Here is a 14,793-nt window from a genome sequence, read left to right on the forward strand (position 1 = left end):
CAAGGCGCCTCATGCAGGGGGTTGCGTTCCCGACTAAATGAACTATATTCATTTACGAGATACGCCACTTCGGGACATCAGCGCCCGCTCACGGAAGGAAGCACCATGGCAGGTGAGAAGCGAGAGCTCCAGGCCGACGTCGTCGTCGTCGGAGCAGGACCGGCTGGCCTCATGGCCGCACGGACGCTCGCAAAGGGGGGTGAACGCGTCGTCGTCCTCGAGGCCCGCGACCGCGTCGGGGGCCGCACGTGGAGCGACACGGTCGACGGCGCGTGGCTCGAGATCGGCGGCCAGTGGATCAGTCCCGACCAGACCGAGCTGCTCGGCCTCGTCGAGGAGCTCGGCAAGGAGACCTACCAGCGGTACCGCGACGGGCAGAGCGTGTTCGTCGGCGCCGACGGCGCCCGCACGGTCTACGCCGGCGCCGACTTCCCGGTCTCGCCGGGCACCCTCGCCGAGGTCGAGCGGCTGACAGCGATCCTCGACGGGCTCGCCAACGAGCTCGGCGCCGAGGAGCCCTGGGCACACGCGAAGGCCCGCGAGCTCGACACGGTCTCGTTCCACCATTGGCTCCGCGCGCAGTCGGCCGACGAGGACGCGTGCGAGCTCATCGGGATGTTCATCGCCGGAGCCATGCTCACCAAGCCGGCGCACGCGTTCTCGGCGCTGCAGGCGGTCCTCATGGCTGCCTCGGCGGGCTCGTTCAGCAACCTCCTGGACGAAGACTTCATCCTCGATCGCCGTGTGGTGGGGGGCATGCAGTCGGTGAGCCAGGCGATGGCAGCCGAGCTGGGGGACGCCGTCGTCCTCAGCGCTCCGGTGCGCACCCTCGCGTGGGGCGAGGAGGGCGTCCGCGCCGAGGCCGACGGCGTGACCGTCGCCGCGCGCCGCGCGATCCTCGCCGTCCCGCCGACTCTGTACAGCCGGATCTCCTACGAACCGCCGCTGCCGCGCCGCCAGCACCAGCTGCACCAGCACCTCTCGATGGGGCTCGTCATCAAGGTCCACGCCGTCTACAGCCGTCCGTTCTGGCGTGACGCAGGCCTTTCCGGAACGTGCTTCGGGGTGGGGCAGGTCGTGCAGGAGGTCTACGACAACACAAACTACGGCGACGAGCGCGGTACCCTCGTCGGCTTCGTCTCCGACGAGCACGCCGACGCGATGTTCGCCCTGACCGACGAGGAGCGCAGGGCCGCGATTCTCGGGTCGATCGCGAACTACCTGGGGCCAGAAGCGCTCGACGCGCAGGTCTACTACGAGTCGGATTGGGGCGCCGAGGAATGGACCCGCGGGGCGTACGCGGCGAGCTTCGACCTCGGCGGCCTCTCGCGCTACGGCGCGGACCAGCGGACCCCGGTCGGCCCCATCCTCTTCGCCTGCTCCGACATCGCCTCGGAGGGCTACCAGCATGTCGACGGCGCGCTCCGGATGGGGCGCCGCGCGGCCGAGGAGATCCTCGCGGCCCGCGTCTGATCGGCGAGCCCGACTCAGCCCCGTGCGGCGCCCACGAGGTGCCACACGGGGCTGCCTCGCCGGTACTCCGGAACGAGGCCCCGGCTCCGCACGACGTCGACCATCGCCTCGGGCGGGTGGACGTACCCCCGGAAGGATCGGCCCGAGGCTGAGAGCATCGCGTTCATGCCCCTGATGAACAGGTGCGAGAGCGGATTGGCGCTCGGGTAGCTGAACACCAGCGCCCGGCGTGCGTGATCCGCGGCGCTGCCGAGCAGTCGGGCGTAGTCCGGGTAGCAGCACACCACTCGGTGGAGGACGACGACGTCCGCGGGCTCGACGTCGTCCGGCGCCTCGGCGATGTCAAGGCCCACGTGACGGTCCACGCGGCCCCCCAGACCTGCTGCCTCGGCGAGCCGCCGCGCGTCGTCCTCGTAGCCCGTCGACAGTTCGAGGTTGACTGCACGCGCAGCCCCGCGGCGGAGCAGTTCGAGCTGGATCTCGCCGACGCCTCCGCCGATCTCGAGCACCGAGGCGCCCTCAATCCCGGTGCTGACGAGGAAGTCCACTATGCGCTGCTCGGCGGCCCCAAGGCCCTTGCGCCTGTAGCGCCGCGCGATGGCTCCCGAGAATCGCGCATTGAAGATCGCATCGTAGGTCCCGGGGTCGCGTTTCCCCGGGTCTCGTTTCCCAGAGTCGCCGCCGGGGGAAACCGGGCCGCAGCAAGGATCCATGGAACGAGTATCCGCCCCTCGTTGACGTTGAGTCCCGTGGACGTAAGGCTGGGGCGTTAAGGCTGGGCCTCGCTCCGACGGAAGGTCATACGGACGTGCAGAATTCCCCCGACAGTGACGTCATCGTCGTCGGTGCGGGCCTCGCCGGGCTCGTCGCAGCGGTCGAGGCTGCTGACGCCGGCCGCCGCGTGACCGTCGTCGAGCAGGAGCCAGAGCAGTCGCTGGGCGGCCAGGCGTTCTGGTCGCTCGGCGGCCTCTTCCTCGTCGATTCTCCGGAGCAGCGCCGCATGGGCGTCCGGGATTCGCGGCCCCTCGCGGAACAGGACTGGTTCGGCAGCGCCCAGTTCGACCGGCCCGAAGACTATTGGCCGCGACGCTGGGCCGAGGCGTATCTCGACTTCGCCGCAGGGGAGAAGCGCGCGTGGCTGCACGGTCTCGGCGTCCGGTTCTTCCCCGTCGTCGGCTGGGCCGAGCGCGGCGACGGGCGGGCGGACGGGCACGGGAACTCGGTGCCCCGATTCCACCTCACCTGGGGCACTGGTCCGGGCGTCCTCGAGCCGTTTGTGCGCCGTGTCCGGGCGCACGCCGACGCCGGCCGGGTCCATCTGCTCTTCCGGCACCGTGTGGATGGGCTCCTCACCGAATCCGGCGTCGTCGTGGGGGTGCGCTGCGCGGTGCTCGAGACCTCGGCTGCGCGGCGCGGCACGGCGAGCTCCCGGACCGTGACGGGCGAAGTCGATCTGCGCGCATCCGCCGTCGTCGTCGCCTCGGGAGGGATCGGTGGGAACCACGACCTCGTACGGAGGATGTGGCCCGCCCGGCTGGGGACCCCGCCGTCGTCCATGGTTGCCGGGGTGCCTGCGCACGTGGACGGGCGCATGCTCGGGATCGCCGAGGAGGCCGGTGGGCGCCTGATCAATGGGGACCGCATGTGGCACTACGTCGAGGGGCTGCGGAACTGGGACCCCGTGTGGGAGAACCACGGGATCCGGATCCTCCCCGGCCCCTCCTCGGTGTGGCTCGACGCGAACGGTCAGCGGCTCCCGCCGCCGCTCTTCCCAGGCTTCGACACGCTCGGGACGCTGCGGCATCTGCGGGGCACCGGGCACGACTACTCATGGTTCGTGCTGACGCAGAAGATCATCGAGAAGGAATTCGCGCTCTCCGGATCCGAGCAGAACCCCGACCTCACGGGAAAGGATCTGCGGCTCCTGCTCGCCCGCGTGCGCGGCGGGGCGCCCAAGCCCATCGCCGCCTTCATGGAGCACAGCGCGGACTTCGTCGTCGCGTCGTCGCTCGCCGAGCTGGCGGAGGGGATGAATCGGGTGGGCGAACCCGGACTCATCTCCGAGGGTGCGCTCCGGCACGTCCTCGAGGCGCGCGACCGCGAGATCGACAATCCGTTCGGGAAGGACGCGCAGGTCATGTTCCTGCGCGGCCACCGCCGGTACCGCGGCGACCGGCTCATCCGCGTCGCCGCCCCGCATCGGATCCTCGATCCATCGGCTGGCCCCCTGATCGCGGTGCGGCTCAACGTCCTCACCCGCAAGACGCTCGGCGGCCTCGAGACTGACCTCGCCGGGCGATGCCTCTCCGTGTCCGGGCAGCCCGTGCCCGGGCTGTTCGCAGCGGGGGAGGCGGCCGGCTTCGGCGGCGGCGGGATGATGGGCTACAACGCGCTCGAGGGGACGTTCCTCGGGGGGTGCCTGTTCTCTGGCAGGGTTGCGGGACGGGCCGCCGCGGGGCTGTGAGGGGGATTGGAGTGCCGCTCCGGAGTCACTGGAACCCGGAAAGCAGCTGGAACCTTGAAGCAGCCGGATAGGGAAAAGGCCCCGGATCCAATGGATCCGGGGCCTTCGCGTGGTTGCGGGGGCAGGATTTGAACCTACGACCTCTGGGTTATGAGCCCAGCGAGCTACCGAACTGCTCCACCCCGCGGCGCTTGATCTACTCTACCCGCTCATCGCCCCGGACGCGAATCGGCAGCTCGGGACTCCGGCCGGCTGGGCATCCCGGAGTCCCGATCTGAGCGTCAGCCGAGATGGTCCACGAGCTGGCTCGCGATCCCGTTGTAGGAGGCGGGCGTCAGCGCGAGAAGCCGGGACTCTGCATCGGACGGGAGCCCGAGTCCCGAGACGAACTCCTTCATGCGGGCGGCGTCGACCCGGTGGCCTCGGGTGAGCTCCTTGAGCCGCTCGTACGGGTTGTCCATTCCGGGGACTCCCGCGATCGCCTCGGCGCGCATCACCATCTGGATCGCCTCGGCGAGGACCTCCCAGTTCTGGTCGAGGTCGGAGGCGAGGACGTTCTCGGCGACGTCGAGGCCGCTGAGGCCTCTTGCCACGTTGCTGATGGCGAGCAGCGAATGCCCGAACGCGACGCCGATGTTGCGTTGGCTCGACGAGTCGGTGAGGTCGCGCTGCCACCGGCTTGTCACGAGCGTCGAGCCCAGGGTGTCGAGGAGGGCCGACGAGATCTCCAGGTTGGCCTCCGCGTTCTCGAACCGGATGGGGTTCACCTTGTGCGGCATCGTTGACGACCCCGTGGCTCCCGCGACGGGAATCTGCGCGAAGTAGCCGATAGAGATGTAGCTCCAGACGTCCGTGCAGACGTTGTGGAGGATCCGGTTGAAGCGGGCCATATCGGAATACAGCTCTGCCTGCCAGTCGTGGCTCTCGATCTGCGTGGTCAGAGGATTCCAGGTGAGGCCGAGCCCCTCCACGAACGATCTCGACACCTCCTGCCAGTCTGCACCGGGCACCGAGGCGACGTGGGCCGCGAAGTCGCCGGTAGCACCGTTGATCTTCCCGAGGAATTCGGTGCGGGCGATGCGATCGAGCTGCCGACCGAGGCGGTGCGCCATGACGGCGAGTTCCTTGCCGAGCGTCGTGGGCGTGGCGGGCTGGCCGTGAGTGCGGGACAGCATGGGCACGTCCCGGTTCTCGCGGGCCATGGCGCTGATCTGCTCGACGAGCTTGCGTGCCGCCGGGAGCCAGACCTCCTCCACGGCGCCCTTGATGCCGAGGGCGTAGGAGAGGTTGTTGATGTCCTCGGACGTGCAGCCGAAGTGGACGAGGGCGGTCAGGTTGGCGAGTCCGAGCGGCTCCAGCCGGCGGCCGATGTAGTACTCGACCGCCTTGACGTCGTGGACCGTGACGGCTTCGATCTCGGCGAGTTCCTTGACCGACTCGGCGTCGAAATCGGTCACGATCTTCCGGAGGCCCGCCTCCTGCTCCGCCGAGAGCGGCTGCGTGCCGGGGAGCACCGAGTTCCGCGTGAGGTGGATGAACCATTCGACTTCGACCGCGACGCGGTCACGGTTGAGGGCGGCCTCCGAGAGGTAGTCGACGAGCGGAGCCACCGCGGGGCGGTACCGGCCGTCGAGGGGGCCGAGCGCGATCTGCTCGGACGAGTTCGCGAGGGACAGCCTGCCGGAAGGAATGCGTGCGGGGGTCTCAGCCATGGCTTCCATTCTTCCAGATCGACCTTCCAGGTCGCCGCTGCCGCCATCCGCCTGTGGACAAGGAGGGCCAAGGGCGCCGATTTCGCCCGGTTTTCCACATACGACGCCGGAGGGCGGCGGGGCGCTAGGGGCTGCGCCTACCGTCGATTGCGGGACGGGCGGCCGGCGTGCTGACGGACGACGCGGACAGAGAGCGCGGGCAGAGAGCGCGGGCAGAGAGCGCGGGCAGAGGAGGGGCCAGATGCAGTGCCGACACGACGAGGCGCTTCTCAGGGCAGGCCACGAGAGCCTTGCCCGGGCGGAAGCCGAGCTAGGGGAGGCCGAGGCGGCGCACCGCCGGGCAGGAGAGGTCGAGTGGGAGGGCTCCGCGGCCAACTCGTTCAGGGCCAGGACCGCATTCATCGCGGCTGAGCTCGCTGCCCTTACCGCTGGCCTTGCGGCACTCGGCTGTTTGTTCGCAGCTGTGCAGGGTGAGCTGCAGGACTGCGACGCGGGTCTGCCGATCACCTCTGCTCAGGGTCCGCTCCTTCCAGTTGTGTCCTCTGGTCAGCTCCTTCCGCGGGTGAGCCAGCCACCGATGCTCCCGTACCAGGCTCCGCGTGCTGTCCCGCCCACGCCGTCCGGCCAGGAGCTCTGCAGGTGAGGGCAGCTCGGACATGACGGGAGGCGACGGGTTCGTCGTGACGGGAGGGGCGCGGTTCGTTGTGACCCTCGACGCGCTCGAGGCCTCGGCCGTCGCGCTCCGAGCGATCTCGCCGGCTCTGGAACGGGCCGGGCGGGCCCTCTATGCCGCCCGGCAGGCCGTCGTCGCGGCGGCATGCCGGAAGTCGGTGGCCGCGCACCGGTTCGACAGCGAGGCAAGGCAGGTCGAGGTACGCGCACGACGGGCACGTGAGGAATCGGAGGAGACTGCCGCAGCCGTGGCGAGAGCGGCCGAGAGCTACACGAAGGAGGAAACGGCACGTGCTCAGGCCATGGACGGGCTGCAGAACATTCTGCTCCGGATGGGCGCCATTCCCGGTCTCCTCGCTCCTTTGGGGCTCGACGGTGTCGGTGCGGCGGGGGCTCGAGCGGTGCCGGGCAGCACCCTCGCAGCACTTCTCCGAACGGTCCAGCAGGGGCGGCTCGGCGGATCCCCCGAGGATGCGGCGCGAGTCACCCGTTCCACGCTCGCGCCGGGAACAGGGGATCCGAGTTGCTTCTCCTACGCGCTCTCGAGCCTGCGCCAGGCACAGGGGCAGGAGCCGCTCGCCGACGGCAGCTTCGTCCAGCCTTCGTCGATCATCGTGGAGAGAATTCCGCGTCCGGACGGGACCGTCGCCGTCATCGTGACCGTGCCCGGGACTCAGACGTGGGCGTTGGACCCGGAAGACGGGAACGTCTTCGATACGGAGGGAATCCTCGACGGGATGGCGTACCGCGACAGCCAGGTGCGCGGCCTCATCAAACAGGCTCTCCAAGACCAGCACGTCGGTCCGCATGACGCAGTGCTCTTCAACAGCTACAGCCAAGGCGGGATCCACGTCCTGGGTCTCCTCGAGGACCGCGAGTTCCTCGGGCAGTACCGCGTAGCCGCCGTGACGACCGTTGGAAGCCCTGTCTCGGCGTTCGCGATCCCTGACGGCATCCCCGTCCTGAGCCTGACGAACGCGGACGACATCGTGCCGACCGCCTCCGGGCGGGTAGCTGAGCCGAGCGAAGCTGTCGTCAATGTCCGCTCTCCGAGCCGGGCCGGCCCGGCTGCCACCGTCCTCTTCGCGCAAGACGTCATTGCTCAGGCCCACGACTTGGTCAACTATGCTCGCGATGCCGAACGACTGGACGAGTCCGCAGACGGGGCGGTCCTGGCGCACAGGGCCGCAGTCGGAGCCGCGCTGGGAGCCGGTGCCGCAGCCGCTGCGCACGGCGCTGCAGCCGGTCCGGGCGGAAGTACCCCTCAAACCGGGGGCGCACAGCGGGAGCGCTTCGCCTACACGGCGACGGATCCGAAGACGAAGGGCTGATGTTCCGCTGGCTGGAGGCGAAGGCCGGTCCTAGCGCTTGCGATTGGCCCCAAGGACCCAGCCCATGACGGCGGAAACGATCGAAATGATGATCGCGCCGAGGATTGCCGTCCAGAAGAAGGAGTCGATGGTCAGGTGGACGGGCGTGTAACGGCTGAGCCAGGCGGTGAGGGCGAGCATCGCGGCATTGATGATGAGGGCGAAGAGCCCGAGGGTCAGGCACGTGACGGGGAGGGAAAGCACTTCGATGATCGGCCTGACGAGCGCGTTGACGAGCCCGAAGATAAGGCCGATGAAGAGATACGCGAGCACGATGCCCACGACGTCGCTGTGCTGACCCGCGCCGTGGTTGGCCGCCAGGTCGGTCACCGCTGTGGAGTTGATCTTGATCCCCGGCAGAATCCAGCTGGCCACCCAGAGGGCGATGGCGTTGACGACGACGCGGATCAGGAATCGCAGCATGCGCCCATCGTTCCACACCGCGCCCTCCACGTCTCGGGACCCAGTTAGGCTTGAAACCATGACTTCTGCACTCAATAGTCACGACGGCGCCGAAGCAGCCGCCGTCGTCGCCGCCGGTCCCGAGGGCAACACCCCAAGCCCCCTGGTCGTCGGCCCGCGTCCTGTGATCGGCCGCCTCCCGAAGTACGCAGCGGGAAAGCCCCCCGCGCCGGTTCACGGTCTCCAGAGCTTCAAGCTCTCCTCCAACGAGAACCCTCTTCCGCCTCTGCCAGCCGTCCTGGAAGCGATCGCCGCCGAAACAGCGATCAATCGTTACCCCGATCCCGTCGCAAGCTCTCTCCGCGGGCGCCTTGCCGACTTCCTCGGCGTCCCGTCCGAGGACATCGTCACGGGCGGCGGAAGCCTCGGAGCCCTCAATCAGCTGCTGGCCGCGTTCGCGGGCCAGCAGGACGACGGAGTCCAGGACGAGGTTCTGTATGCCTGGCGGTCCTTCGAGGCGTATCCGATCTCCGTCGGGCTCGCCGGGGCGAAGAGCGTTCAGGTTCCCGTGACGGGCGACGGCCGGCACAACCTTCAGGCGATGGCGGCGGCGGTCACCGACAGGACGCGGGTTGTGCTGCTCTGCACCCCGAACAATCCCACCGGACCCGTCCTGCGGACAGCGGAGACGGAGCGGTTCATCGAATCGATCCCCGAGGATGTCGTCGTCGTCATCGACGAGGCATACCAGGAGTTCGTGCGCGATCCGGAGGCTGTGGATGGTCTCGCGATGTACCGCAAGTACCCGAACGTCGTGGTGCTCCGGACGTTCTCGAAGGCGCACGGGTTGGCCGGGCTCCGCGTGGGCTACTCGGTCTCGCGCCCTGAGATCACCCAGCACCTGCGAGTTGCTGCCGTTCCGTTCGCGGTCTCGTCCGTGGCTGAGCGCGCAGCGATTGCCTCCCTCGATCACTATGGTGAGGTTGTAGAAAGGGTACAAAGCCTCGTGGACGAACGGGACCGCGTCACGCGGGGGCTCCGGGAGCTCGGATGGTCCGTTCCGGACGCCCAGGGGAACTTCGTATGGCTCAGCTTGGGGGAGGCCACCCCCGAATTCGCGGCAGCGGCGGCAGCGCAAGCGCTCTCAGTCAGGGCCTTCGGCACCGAAGGGGTGAGAGTTAGCATCGGGGAGCACGAGGCGAATTCGCGCTTCCTCGAGGTCTGTAGGTCCTTCACAAAAGCCCCGATCGCTTCCTAGCGATTAAGGTGAGCGGGCGGTCCAGAGGCACTCGGTAGAGTTGCAGCTGGGCCGCCCGGATATATTCCAAATGCAGTACGTATTCCCCTTCCGGAATATGTGGTGCGGCACGCAGCATCCGGAGCGCAAAGACAATCACGGCAGGAGGCGGCGGAATGGCAGAGGAACTGCCCACCACCGAGTTCGACGACATCCCTGAGGAATTGCTCGACGAGCTCGAGGCCCTCGCCCACGAACGCACTGAGGGCCACGTCAACATGGTCCAGCTCCTCGACGAGGAGGGCCGGTTCCACCATCGCTCCCACTTTGCGGAGCGTGCATCGGCCCTCAGCAGCGACGAACTCCGTGCCCTCTACCGGGACATGGCGATGATCCGCCGGTTCGATGCCGAGGCCACTGCACTCCAGAGACAAGGCCAGCTTTCGCTCTGGGTGCCGGTCCGGGGTCAGGAGGCTGCCCAGATCGGGTCCGGGCGAGCGACGCTTCGCCAGGACTACATCTTCCCGACCTACCGGGAACACGGCGTCGCGCTCACGCGAGGAGTCGAGCTCGGAGAGCTTCTGCGTCAGTTCCGGGGCGCCTCGAACGGCGGCTGGGACCCCACCCAGACCAACTTCCACCTCTACACCCTGGTCCTGGCGGCCCAGGTGCCGCACGCCGTCGGCTACGCGATGGCGCTCCAGCGCGACGCGTCCCGCGCCGCCGCCGCGGGACGGGCGCTGCCCGAGCCGGCCGCCGTCGTCGCCTACTTCGGCGATGGTGCCAGCTCGGAAGGCGACATCCACGAGAGCATGGTCTTCGCCGCGAGCTTCAAGGCTCCCGTCGTGTTCTTCTGCCAGAACAACCAATGGGCCATTTCGGTGCCCACCCAGGTGCAGTCCCGCATTCCCCTGCACAATCGCGCCAAGGGCTATGGCTTCCCCGGCCTGCGCGTGGACGGGAACGACGTCCTTGCTGTCCGGGCCGTGACCGAATGGGCCCTCGAACGGGCGCGCGCCGGCAAGGGGCCCGTCCTCATCGAGGCCTACACCTACCGTCAGGGCGCCCACACGACGGCCGACGACCCGACGAAGTACCGGCTGACCGCCGAAGAGGAAGCCTGGCTCGCCAAGGACCCGATCAGCCGCTTCGAGAAGTTCCTCCGGGCGGAGGGCCACGCTGACGAGGCGTTCTTCGCCGAGGTCGCGGCGGAAGGGGATGCCCTGGCCGCCAAGTCCCGCAGGGACGTCCTCGCGTTCGAGGCCCCGAGCCTTGCCGCAGAGATGCAGAACGTCTACGCGGAGCGGCACCCTCTCGTGGAGGAGGAGCTCGCCTGGCACCTCGAGTACGAGGCTGGCTTTGCCGATGCTGACGCGAACCTTGTGGAAGGCGGTCACTGATGCCCACGATGACTCTTGCGAAGGCCATCAACGCGGGACTCCGAGACGCGCTCGCAGCGGACGAGATGGTCATGCTCATGGGCGAGGACATCGGTTCGCTGGGTGGCGTCTACCGGGTGACCGAGGGTCTCAAGGCCGAGTTCGGCGAGGACCGGGTCGTCGACAGTCCGCTGGCCGAGTCCGGCATCGTCGGTACGAGCATCGGCCTCTCGCTGCGGGGGTACCGTCCGGTCGGCGAGATCCAGTTCGACGGCTTCGTGTTCCCGGCCTTCAACCAGATCACCACCCAGCTCGCGAAACTCCACGCCCGCAGCCGGGGCCAGCTCTCCGTTCCCGTGACCATCCGGATCCCGTACGGCGGAGGCATCGGCTCGGTCGAGCACCACTCGGAGTCCCCAGAGGCTCTCTTCGCCCACACTGCCGGGCTCAGGATCCTGACGCCGTCCAATCCGCATGACGCCTACTGGATGACGCGCCACGCAATCGAGTGCCAGGACCCGGTGATCGTCCTCGAGCCGAAGCGTCGGTACTGGCTCAAGGGCGAGGTCGATCTGGAGGATCCGGGCATCTCGGCGGATCCCTTCCGGGCGCACGTAGTCCGCGAGGGAACCGATGCGACGATTGTGGCCTACGGCCCGCTCGTTCCGGTGGCGCTCGCCGCGGCGGAGGCGGCAGCGGAAGACGGCCGCAGCGTCGAGGTCGTCGACCTCCGCTCCCTCTCGCCCATCGACTTCGACACCGTCACGGCCTCCGTCCAGAAGACGGGGCGACTCGTCGTCGCCCATGAGGCGCCGACGTTCGGAGGCCTCGGCGGGGAGATCGCGGCACGCGTCTCCGAACGCGCCTTCCTCTCCCTCGAAGCGCCGGTGATCCGCGTGGGCGGCTTCCACATGCCGTATCCCGTTTCGAAGGTCGAGGGCCAGTACCTCCCTGACATCGACCGCATCCTCGAGGCCCTCGACCGGGCGTTCGCGTACTAGGAGCCCCATGAGCAAGCAGATCTTCAACCTCCCCGACGTCGGCGAGGGGCTGACCGAGGCCGACATCGTCGCCTGGAAGGTCAAGCCAGGCGACAGCGTTGCCATCAACGACATCCTCTGCGAGATCGAGACGGCGAAGAGCCTCGTCGAACTCCCGAGCCCCTTCGAGGGGACCGTGCTTGAACTCCTGGCCCCCGAGCACGAGACCATTGAGGTCGGCTCGCCCATCATCGCCATAGGGGCGGCCTCGGACGCCGGGCCGGCGTCTGCGTCCAAGCCCAGCCCGACGCCCACCCCCGCCCCGACGTCCACCCCCAGCCCGGCGCCGGCGCCCAGCCCCGTGCCGCAGATGCATGAGCCGGGGATCGAGAGCGGACCCCTCGTGGGCTCCGGCCCGAAGGCGGACGCGGTGAAGCGCCGCCCCCGAAAGCCCTCGGCCCAGCCGCCGGCGGCGACCACCGGTGCAGCCGTTCCGAGCGACGGAGGTGATACCGGAGGAACCGGCGGAACCGCCATCCCGACTGGAAGCGCGGACGCGAGCCAGGAGAACGAAGCAAGCACCGCCGTCGCCCGCCTCCTGACCCGGGTCCTCGCCAAGCCTCCCGTCCGTCGGATCGCGAAGGAGCTCGGCATCAACCTTGCGGACGTGCCCGCGACGGGTGCACGCGGGGAGGTGACTCGCGCGGACCTCGAGTCGTATCAGGTCCAGCGCGAACGTGAGGTCGCGGCGGCCCCGACGTTCTGGGAGCCCGCAAAGAAGCCGCTGGACCAGCGGATCGAGGTCGTGCCGGTCCGGGGGGTCCGCAAGGCCACGGCGAGGGCGATGGTTGATTCGGCCTTCAGCGCACCGCACGTGAGCATCTTTGTGGATGTGGACGCGTCGCGGACGATGGAGTTCGTCCAGCGGCTCAAGAAGTCGCGCGACTTCGAGAACATCAAGGTGTCCCCGCTGCTCATCCTCGCGAAGGCCGTCATCTGGGCTGCGGCCCGGAATCCGAGCGTGAACTCGGAATGGGTCAGCACCCCGAACGGCGACGAGATCCATGTGAAGCACTTCATGAACCTCGGGATCGCCGCGGCGACGCCGCGCGGCCTCCTCGTGCCGAACATCAAGAACGCGCAGGATCTCTCCCTCAAGGAGCTCGCGGTCGCGCTCAACGATCTCGCAACCACCGCGCGCGCGGGGAAGACGAAGGCTGCCGACATGCAGGGGGGAACGCTCACGGTCACCAATATCGGTGCCCTGGGCATCGATATCGGCACCCCGATCATCAACCCCGGCGAGGTGGCGATCGTCGCCTTCGGAACGATCAAGCAGAAGCCGTGGGTGGTCTCCGGCGAGGTGATTCCGCGCTGGATCACGACCCTCGGCGGCTCCTTCGATCACCGGGTGGTCGACGGCGACCTTTCGGCGCGCTTCATGGCGGATGTCGCCGCGATCATGGAGGAGCCCGCGCTCCTGCTCGACTGACTTGCGTACTGCGCCTTGTATCGCCAGAGGGGCAGGCGCACAATGGCGCCAGCAGCCGGGCAGTCCTGGCACGGGTACGCGCCACCCCGGGTGCGGGAGGTCGATCCACGTGAGCTCATCCATGGACGCGGGTTCCGTCAGCGCCCCCTCGGGCCAGCAGATCGTCGCACGTCTCGAACGCCTTGAGGTCTGGAGCCTGTCCTACCTCTTCATCGGAATCATCGGGCTTGGCTTCCTCTTCACGTTCTACGACATCTTCGACATCAACGTCTCGTTCATCCAGACGTGCGTGGAGCTGAACAAGGGCTGCACCCCTGAGAATGCCCTCGGCGCGCTCCCGCTTCCCGTGCTCCTCAACCTCGCCGGCTACGTGGTCGGGACCCTAGTGCTGAGCCCGATCGCCGACCGCATCGGGCGCCGGAACATGCTCATGGTCACGATGCTCATCACTGGCCTCGGTTCCCTCTACAACGCGTTTGTGGGCGACTACGCGAACTTCAATATCGCCAGGATCGTCACCGGCATGGGCATCGGCGCCGATCTGGCCATCGTCAACACGTACGTGAACGAGGTCGCGCCACGCAGGGCGAGGGCGAAGTTCACGACCATCATCTTCATCATGTCCGCCCTCGGGGCGCTCGTCGGCATCTGGCTCGGGCTCATCCTGACCACCCCGCCCACTCCGTGGCCGCTGGGTCTCCCGTTCGCGGTAGCCGGCCCCGGATTCGAGATCGGATGGCGGTGGATGTACGGGGTGGGAGCGATCCTTGCCGTCATCGCCGTCCTGCTCCGGATCGAGCTGCCCGAGTCTCCGCGGTGGCTCATTGGCCAGGGGCGGTTCGAGGCCGCGGACGGCGTCGTGCGCGCGATGGAGGAGCGCGCCGCCCGCCACGGGCCCCTCGCGGAACCGCTCCTCGCGGACACCTACGGAGCAACGGTGCCACCGTCGCCCGTGCCGTACCGGGATCTGTTCGGGCACGCGCTCTACGTTCGGCGCATCATCCTGCTGTTCCTGATCTGGTTCATCGGCTACATCACCGTGTATTCGTTCGCGTCGGGCTTCACGGCCGTCCTCTCGGCGCTCAAGTACCCGCCACCCGAGGCTGGCGTCATCGCTGCAGTCGGGACGTTCGGCTTCGTCGCGGAGGCGGCGGTGATGAGCGCCATCGTGGAGAAGCTCGAGCGGCGCTACTGGCTCCCCATCGCCGCGGTCATCACGATCATCGGTTCGCTCGTCGTCGCGTCCGCGGGCACCAACATCTGGGTCTCCTTCCTCGGGGCGATCCTTATCTTCGCCGGGTTCAATCTGTGGGTTTCGCCGACTTACGCGCTCACCGCCGAGTGCTTCCCCACGCGCGCCCGGACCACCGGCTTCGCGCTCGTGGACGGGGTCGGGCACATCGGCGGCGGCATCGGCGTGATGATCATCGCGCCGATCCTGCCGCAACTGCCGGTCGTGTGGGCGCTCGGCCTGATCTCTGTGTTCCTTGTGGTGGCCGCGATCCTTGTCCAGTTCACGCCGCACACGCGGAACCGCCACCTCGACCACATTTCGCCGTGAACTCGGCCTAACCCTCCAGATCGACCGTCTGCCGAGGGTTGAGTCCATCGG

Annotated in this window: 12 protein-coding genes and 1 tRNA gene; 9 read left to right on the forward strand and 4 right to left on the reverse strand. The window is 68.4% G+C overall.

Translation table 11 applies throughout. The features are described 5' to 3' along the window. The first annotated feature begins 105 nt into the window (after positions 1 to 105). The gene (locus tag V7053_RS12850; protein WP_334172666.1) at positions 106 to 1,473 is read left to right on the forward strand and encodes a flavin monoamine oxidase family protein; all 1,368 of its coding nucleotides are present in this window, start codon (positions 106 to 108) and stop codon (positions 1,471 to 1,473) included. Positions 1,474 to 1,487: 14 nt separating this feature from the next. On the opposite strand, the gene V7053_RS12855 is transcribed toward V7053_RS12850, so the two are convergent. Continuing rightward, on the reverse strand, positions 1,488 to 2,186 hold the full coding sequence (locus V7053_RS12855; protein WP_334172667.1) for a class I SAM-dependent methyltransferase: 699 nt from the start codon (positions 2,184 to 2,186) through the stop codon (positions 1,488 to 1,490). Between the two features lie 95 nt (positions 2,187 to 2,281). Between V7053_RS12855 and V7053_RS12860 the strand changes: the two genes are divergently transcribed. Beyond that, the gene (locus V7053_RS12860; protein WP_334172668.1) at positions 2,282 to 3,937 is read left to right on the forward strand and encodes an FAD-binding dehydrogenase; all 1,656 of its coding nucleotides are present in this window, start codon (positions 2,282 to 2,284) and stop codon (positions 3,935 to 3,937) included. A 110-nt stretch (positions 3,938 to 4,047) separates the two neighbouring features. On the opposite strand, the gene V7053_RS12865 is transcribed toward V7053_RS12860, so the two are convergent. Both V7053_RS12865 and purB read right to left on the reverse strand, forming a co-directional pair. Then, positions 4,048 to 4,124: transfer RNA gene (locus tag V7053_RS12865), tRNA-Met, on the reverse strand. Between the two features lie 94 nt (positions 4,125 to 4,218). After that, the gene (gene purB / locus V7053_RS12870) at positions 4,219 to 5,649 is read right to left on the reverse strand and encodes an adenylosuccinate lyase (RefSeq protein WP_334172669.1); all 1,431 of its coding nucleotides are present in this window, start codon (positions 5,647 to 5,649) and stop codon (positions 4,219 to 4,221) included. Between the two features lie 241 nt (positions 5,650 to 5,890). On the opposite strand from purB, the gene V7053_RS12875 reads away from it, so the two are divergent. Then, on the forward strand, positions 5,891 to 6,292 hold the full coding sequence (locus V7053_RS12875) for a hypothetical protein (RefSeq protein ID WP_334172670.1): 402 nt from the start codon (positions 5,891 to 5,893) through the stop codon (positions 6,290 to 6,292). Positions 6,293 to 6,305: 13 nt separating this feature from the next. Then, positions 6,306 to 7,652 carry a hypothetical protein gene (locus tag V7053_RS12880; RefSeq protein WP_334172671.1) on the forward strand — a complete coding sequence of 449 codons (1,347 nt, stop codon included), beginning with the start codon at positions 6,306 to 6,308 and terminating at the stop codon, positions 7,650 to 7,652. A gap of 30 nt (positions 7,653 to 7,682) precedes the next feature. On the opposite strand, the gene V7053_RS12885 is transcribed toward V7053_RS12880, so the two are convergent. Continuing rightward, on the reverse strand, positions 7,683 to 8,114 hold the full coding sequence (locus tag V7053_RS12885) for a phage holin family protein (RefSeq protein WP_334172672.1): 432 nt from the start codon (positions 8,112 to 8,114) through the stop codon (positions 7,683 to 7,685). A 58-nt stretch (positions 8,115 to 8,172) separates the two neighbouring features. Between V7053_RS12885 and hisC the strand changes: the two genes are divergently transcribed. The 5 genes from hisC to V7053_RS12910 all read left to right on the forward strand — a co-directional run bounded on the left by hisC (position 8,173) and on the right by V7053_RS12910 (position 14,742). Then, entirely contained in the window at positions 8,173 to 9,351 is a 1,179-nt protein-coding gene (hisC, locus tag V7053_RS12890) for a histidinol-phosphate transaminase (protein WP_334172673.1), read from the forward strand. 155 nt (positions 9,352 to 9,506) lie between these two features. Next, positions 9,507 to 10,730 carry a pyruvate dehydrogenase (acetyl-transferring) E1 component subunit alpha gene (gene pdhA, locus V7053_RS12895; protein ID WP_334172674.1) on the forward strand — a complete coding sequence of 408 codons (1,224 nt, stop codon included), beginning with the start codon at positions 9,507 to 9,509 and terminating at the stop codon, positions 10,728 to 10,730. Next, positions 10,730 to 11,710, forward strand: a complete 981-nt coding sequence (locus tag V7053_RS12900; protein ID WP_334172675.1) for an alpha-ketoacid dehydrogenase subunit beta — start codon at positions 10,730 to 10,732, stop codon at positions 11,708 to 11,710. The genes pdhA and V7053_RS12900 overlap by 1 nt, the downstream gene beginning before the upstream one ends. Positions 11,711 to 11,717: 7 nt before the next feature. Next, positions 11,718 to 13,181 (forward strand): dihydrolipoamide acetyltransferase family protein, encoded by a 1,464-nt coding sequence (locus V7053_RS12905; protein WP_334172676.1) that lies wholly within the window; start codon positions 11,718 to 11,720, stop codon positions 13,179 to 13,181. Between the two features lie 109 nt (positions 13,182 to 13,290). Continuing rightward, a complete protein-coding gene (locus V7053_RS12910; protein ID WP_334172677.1) occupies positions 13,291 to 14,742 on the forward strand; it encodes an MFS transporter in 1,452 nt (483 codons plus the stop codon). Positions 14,743 to 14,793 lie beyond the last annotated feature (51 nt).

The sequence above is a fragment of the Sinomonas sp. genome (assembly GCF_036848755.1).
Classification (GTDB): Bacteria; Actinomycetota; Actinomycetes; order Actinomycetales; family Micrococcaceae; genus Sinomonas.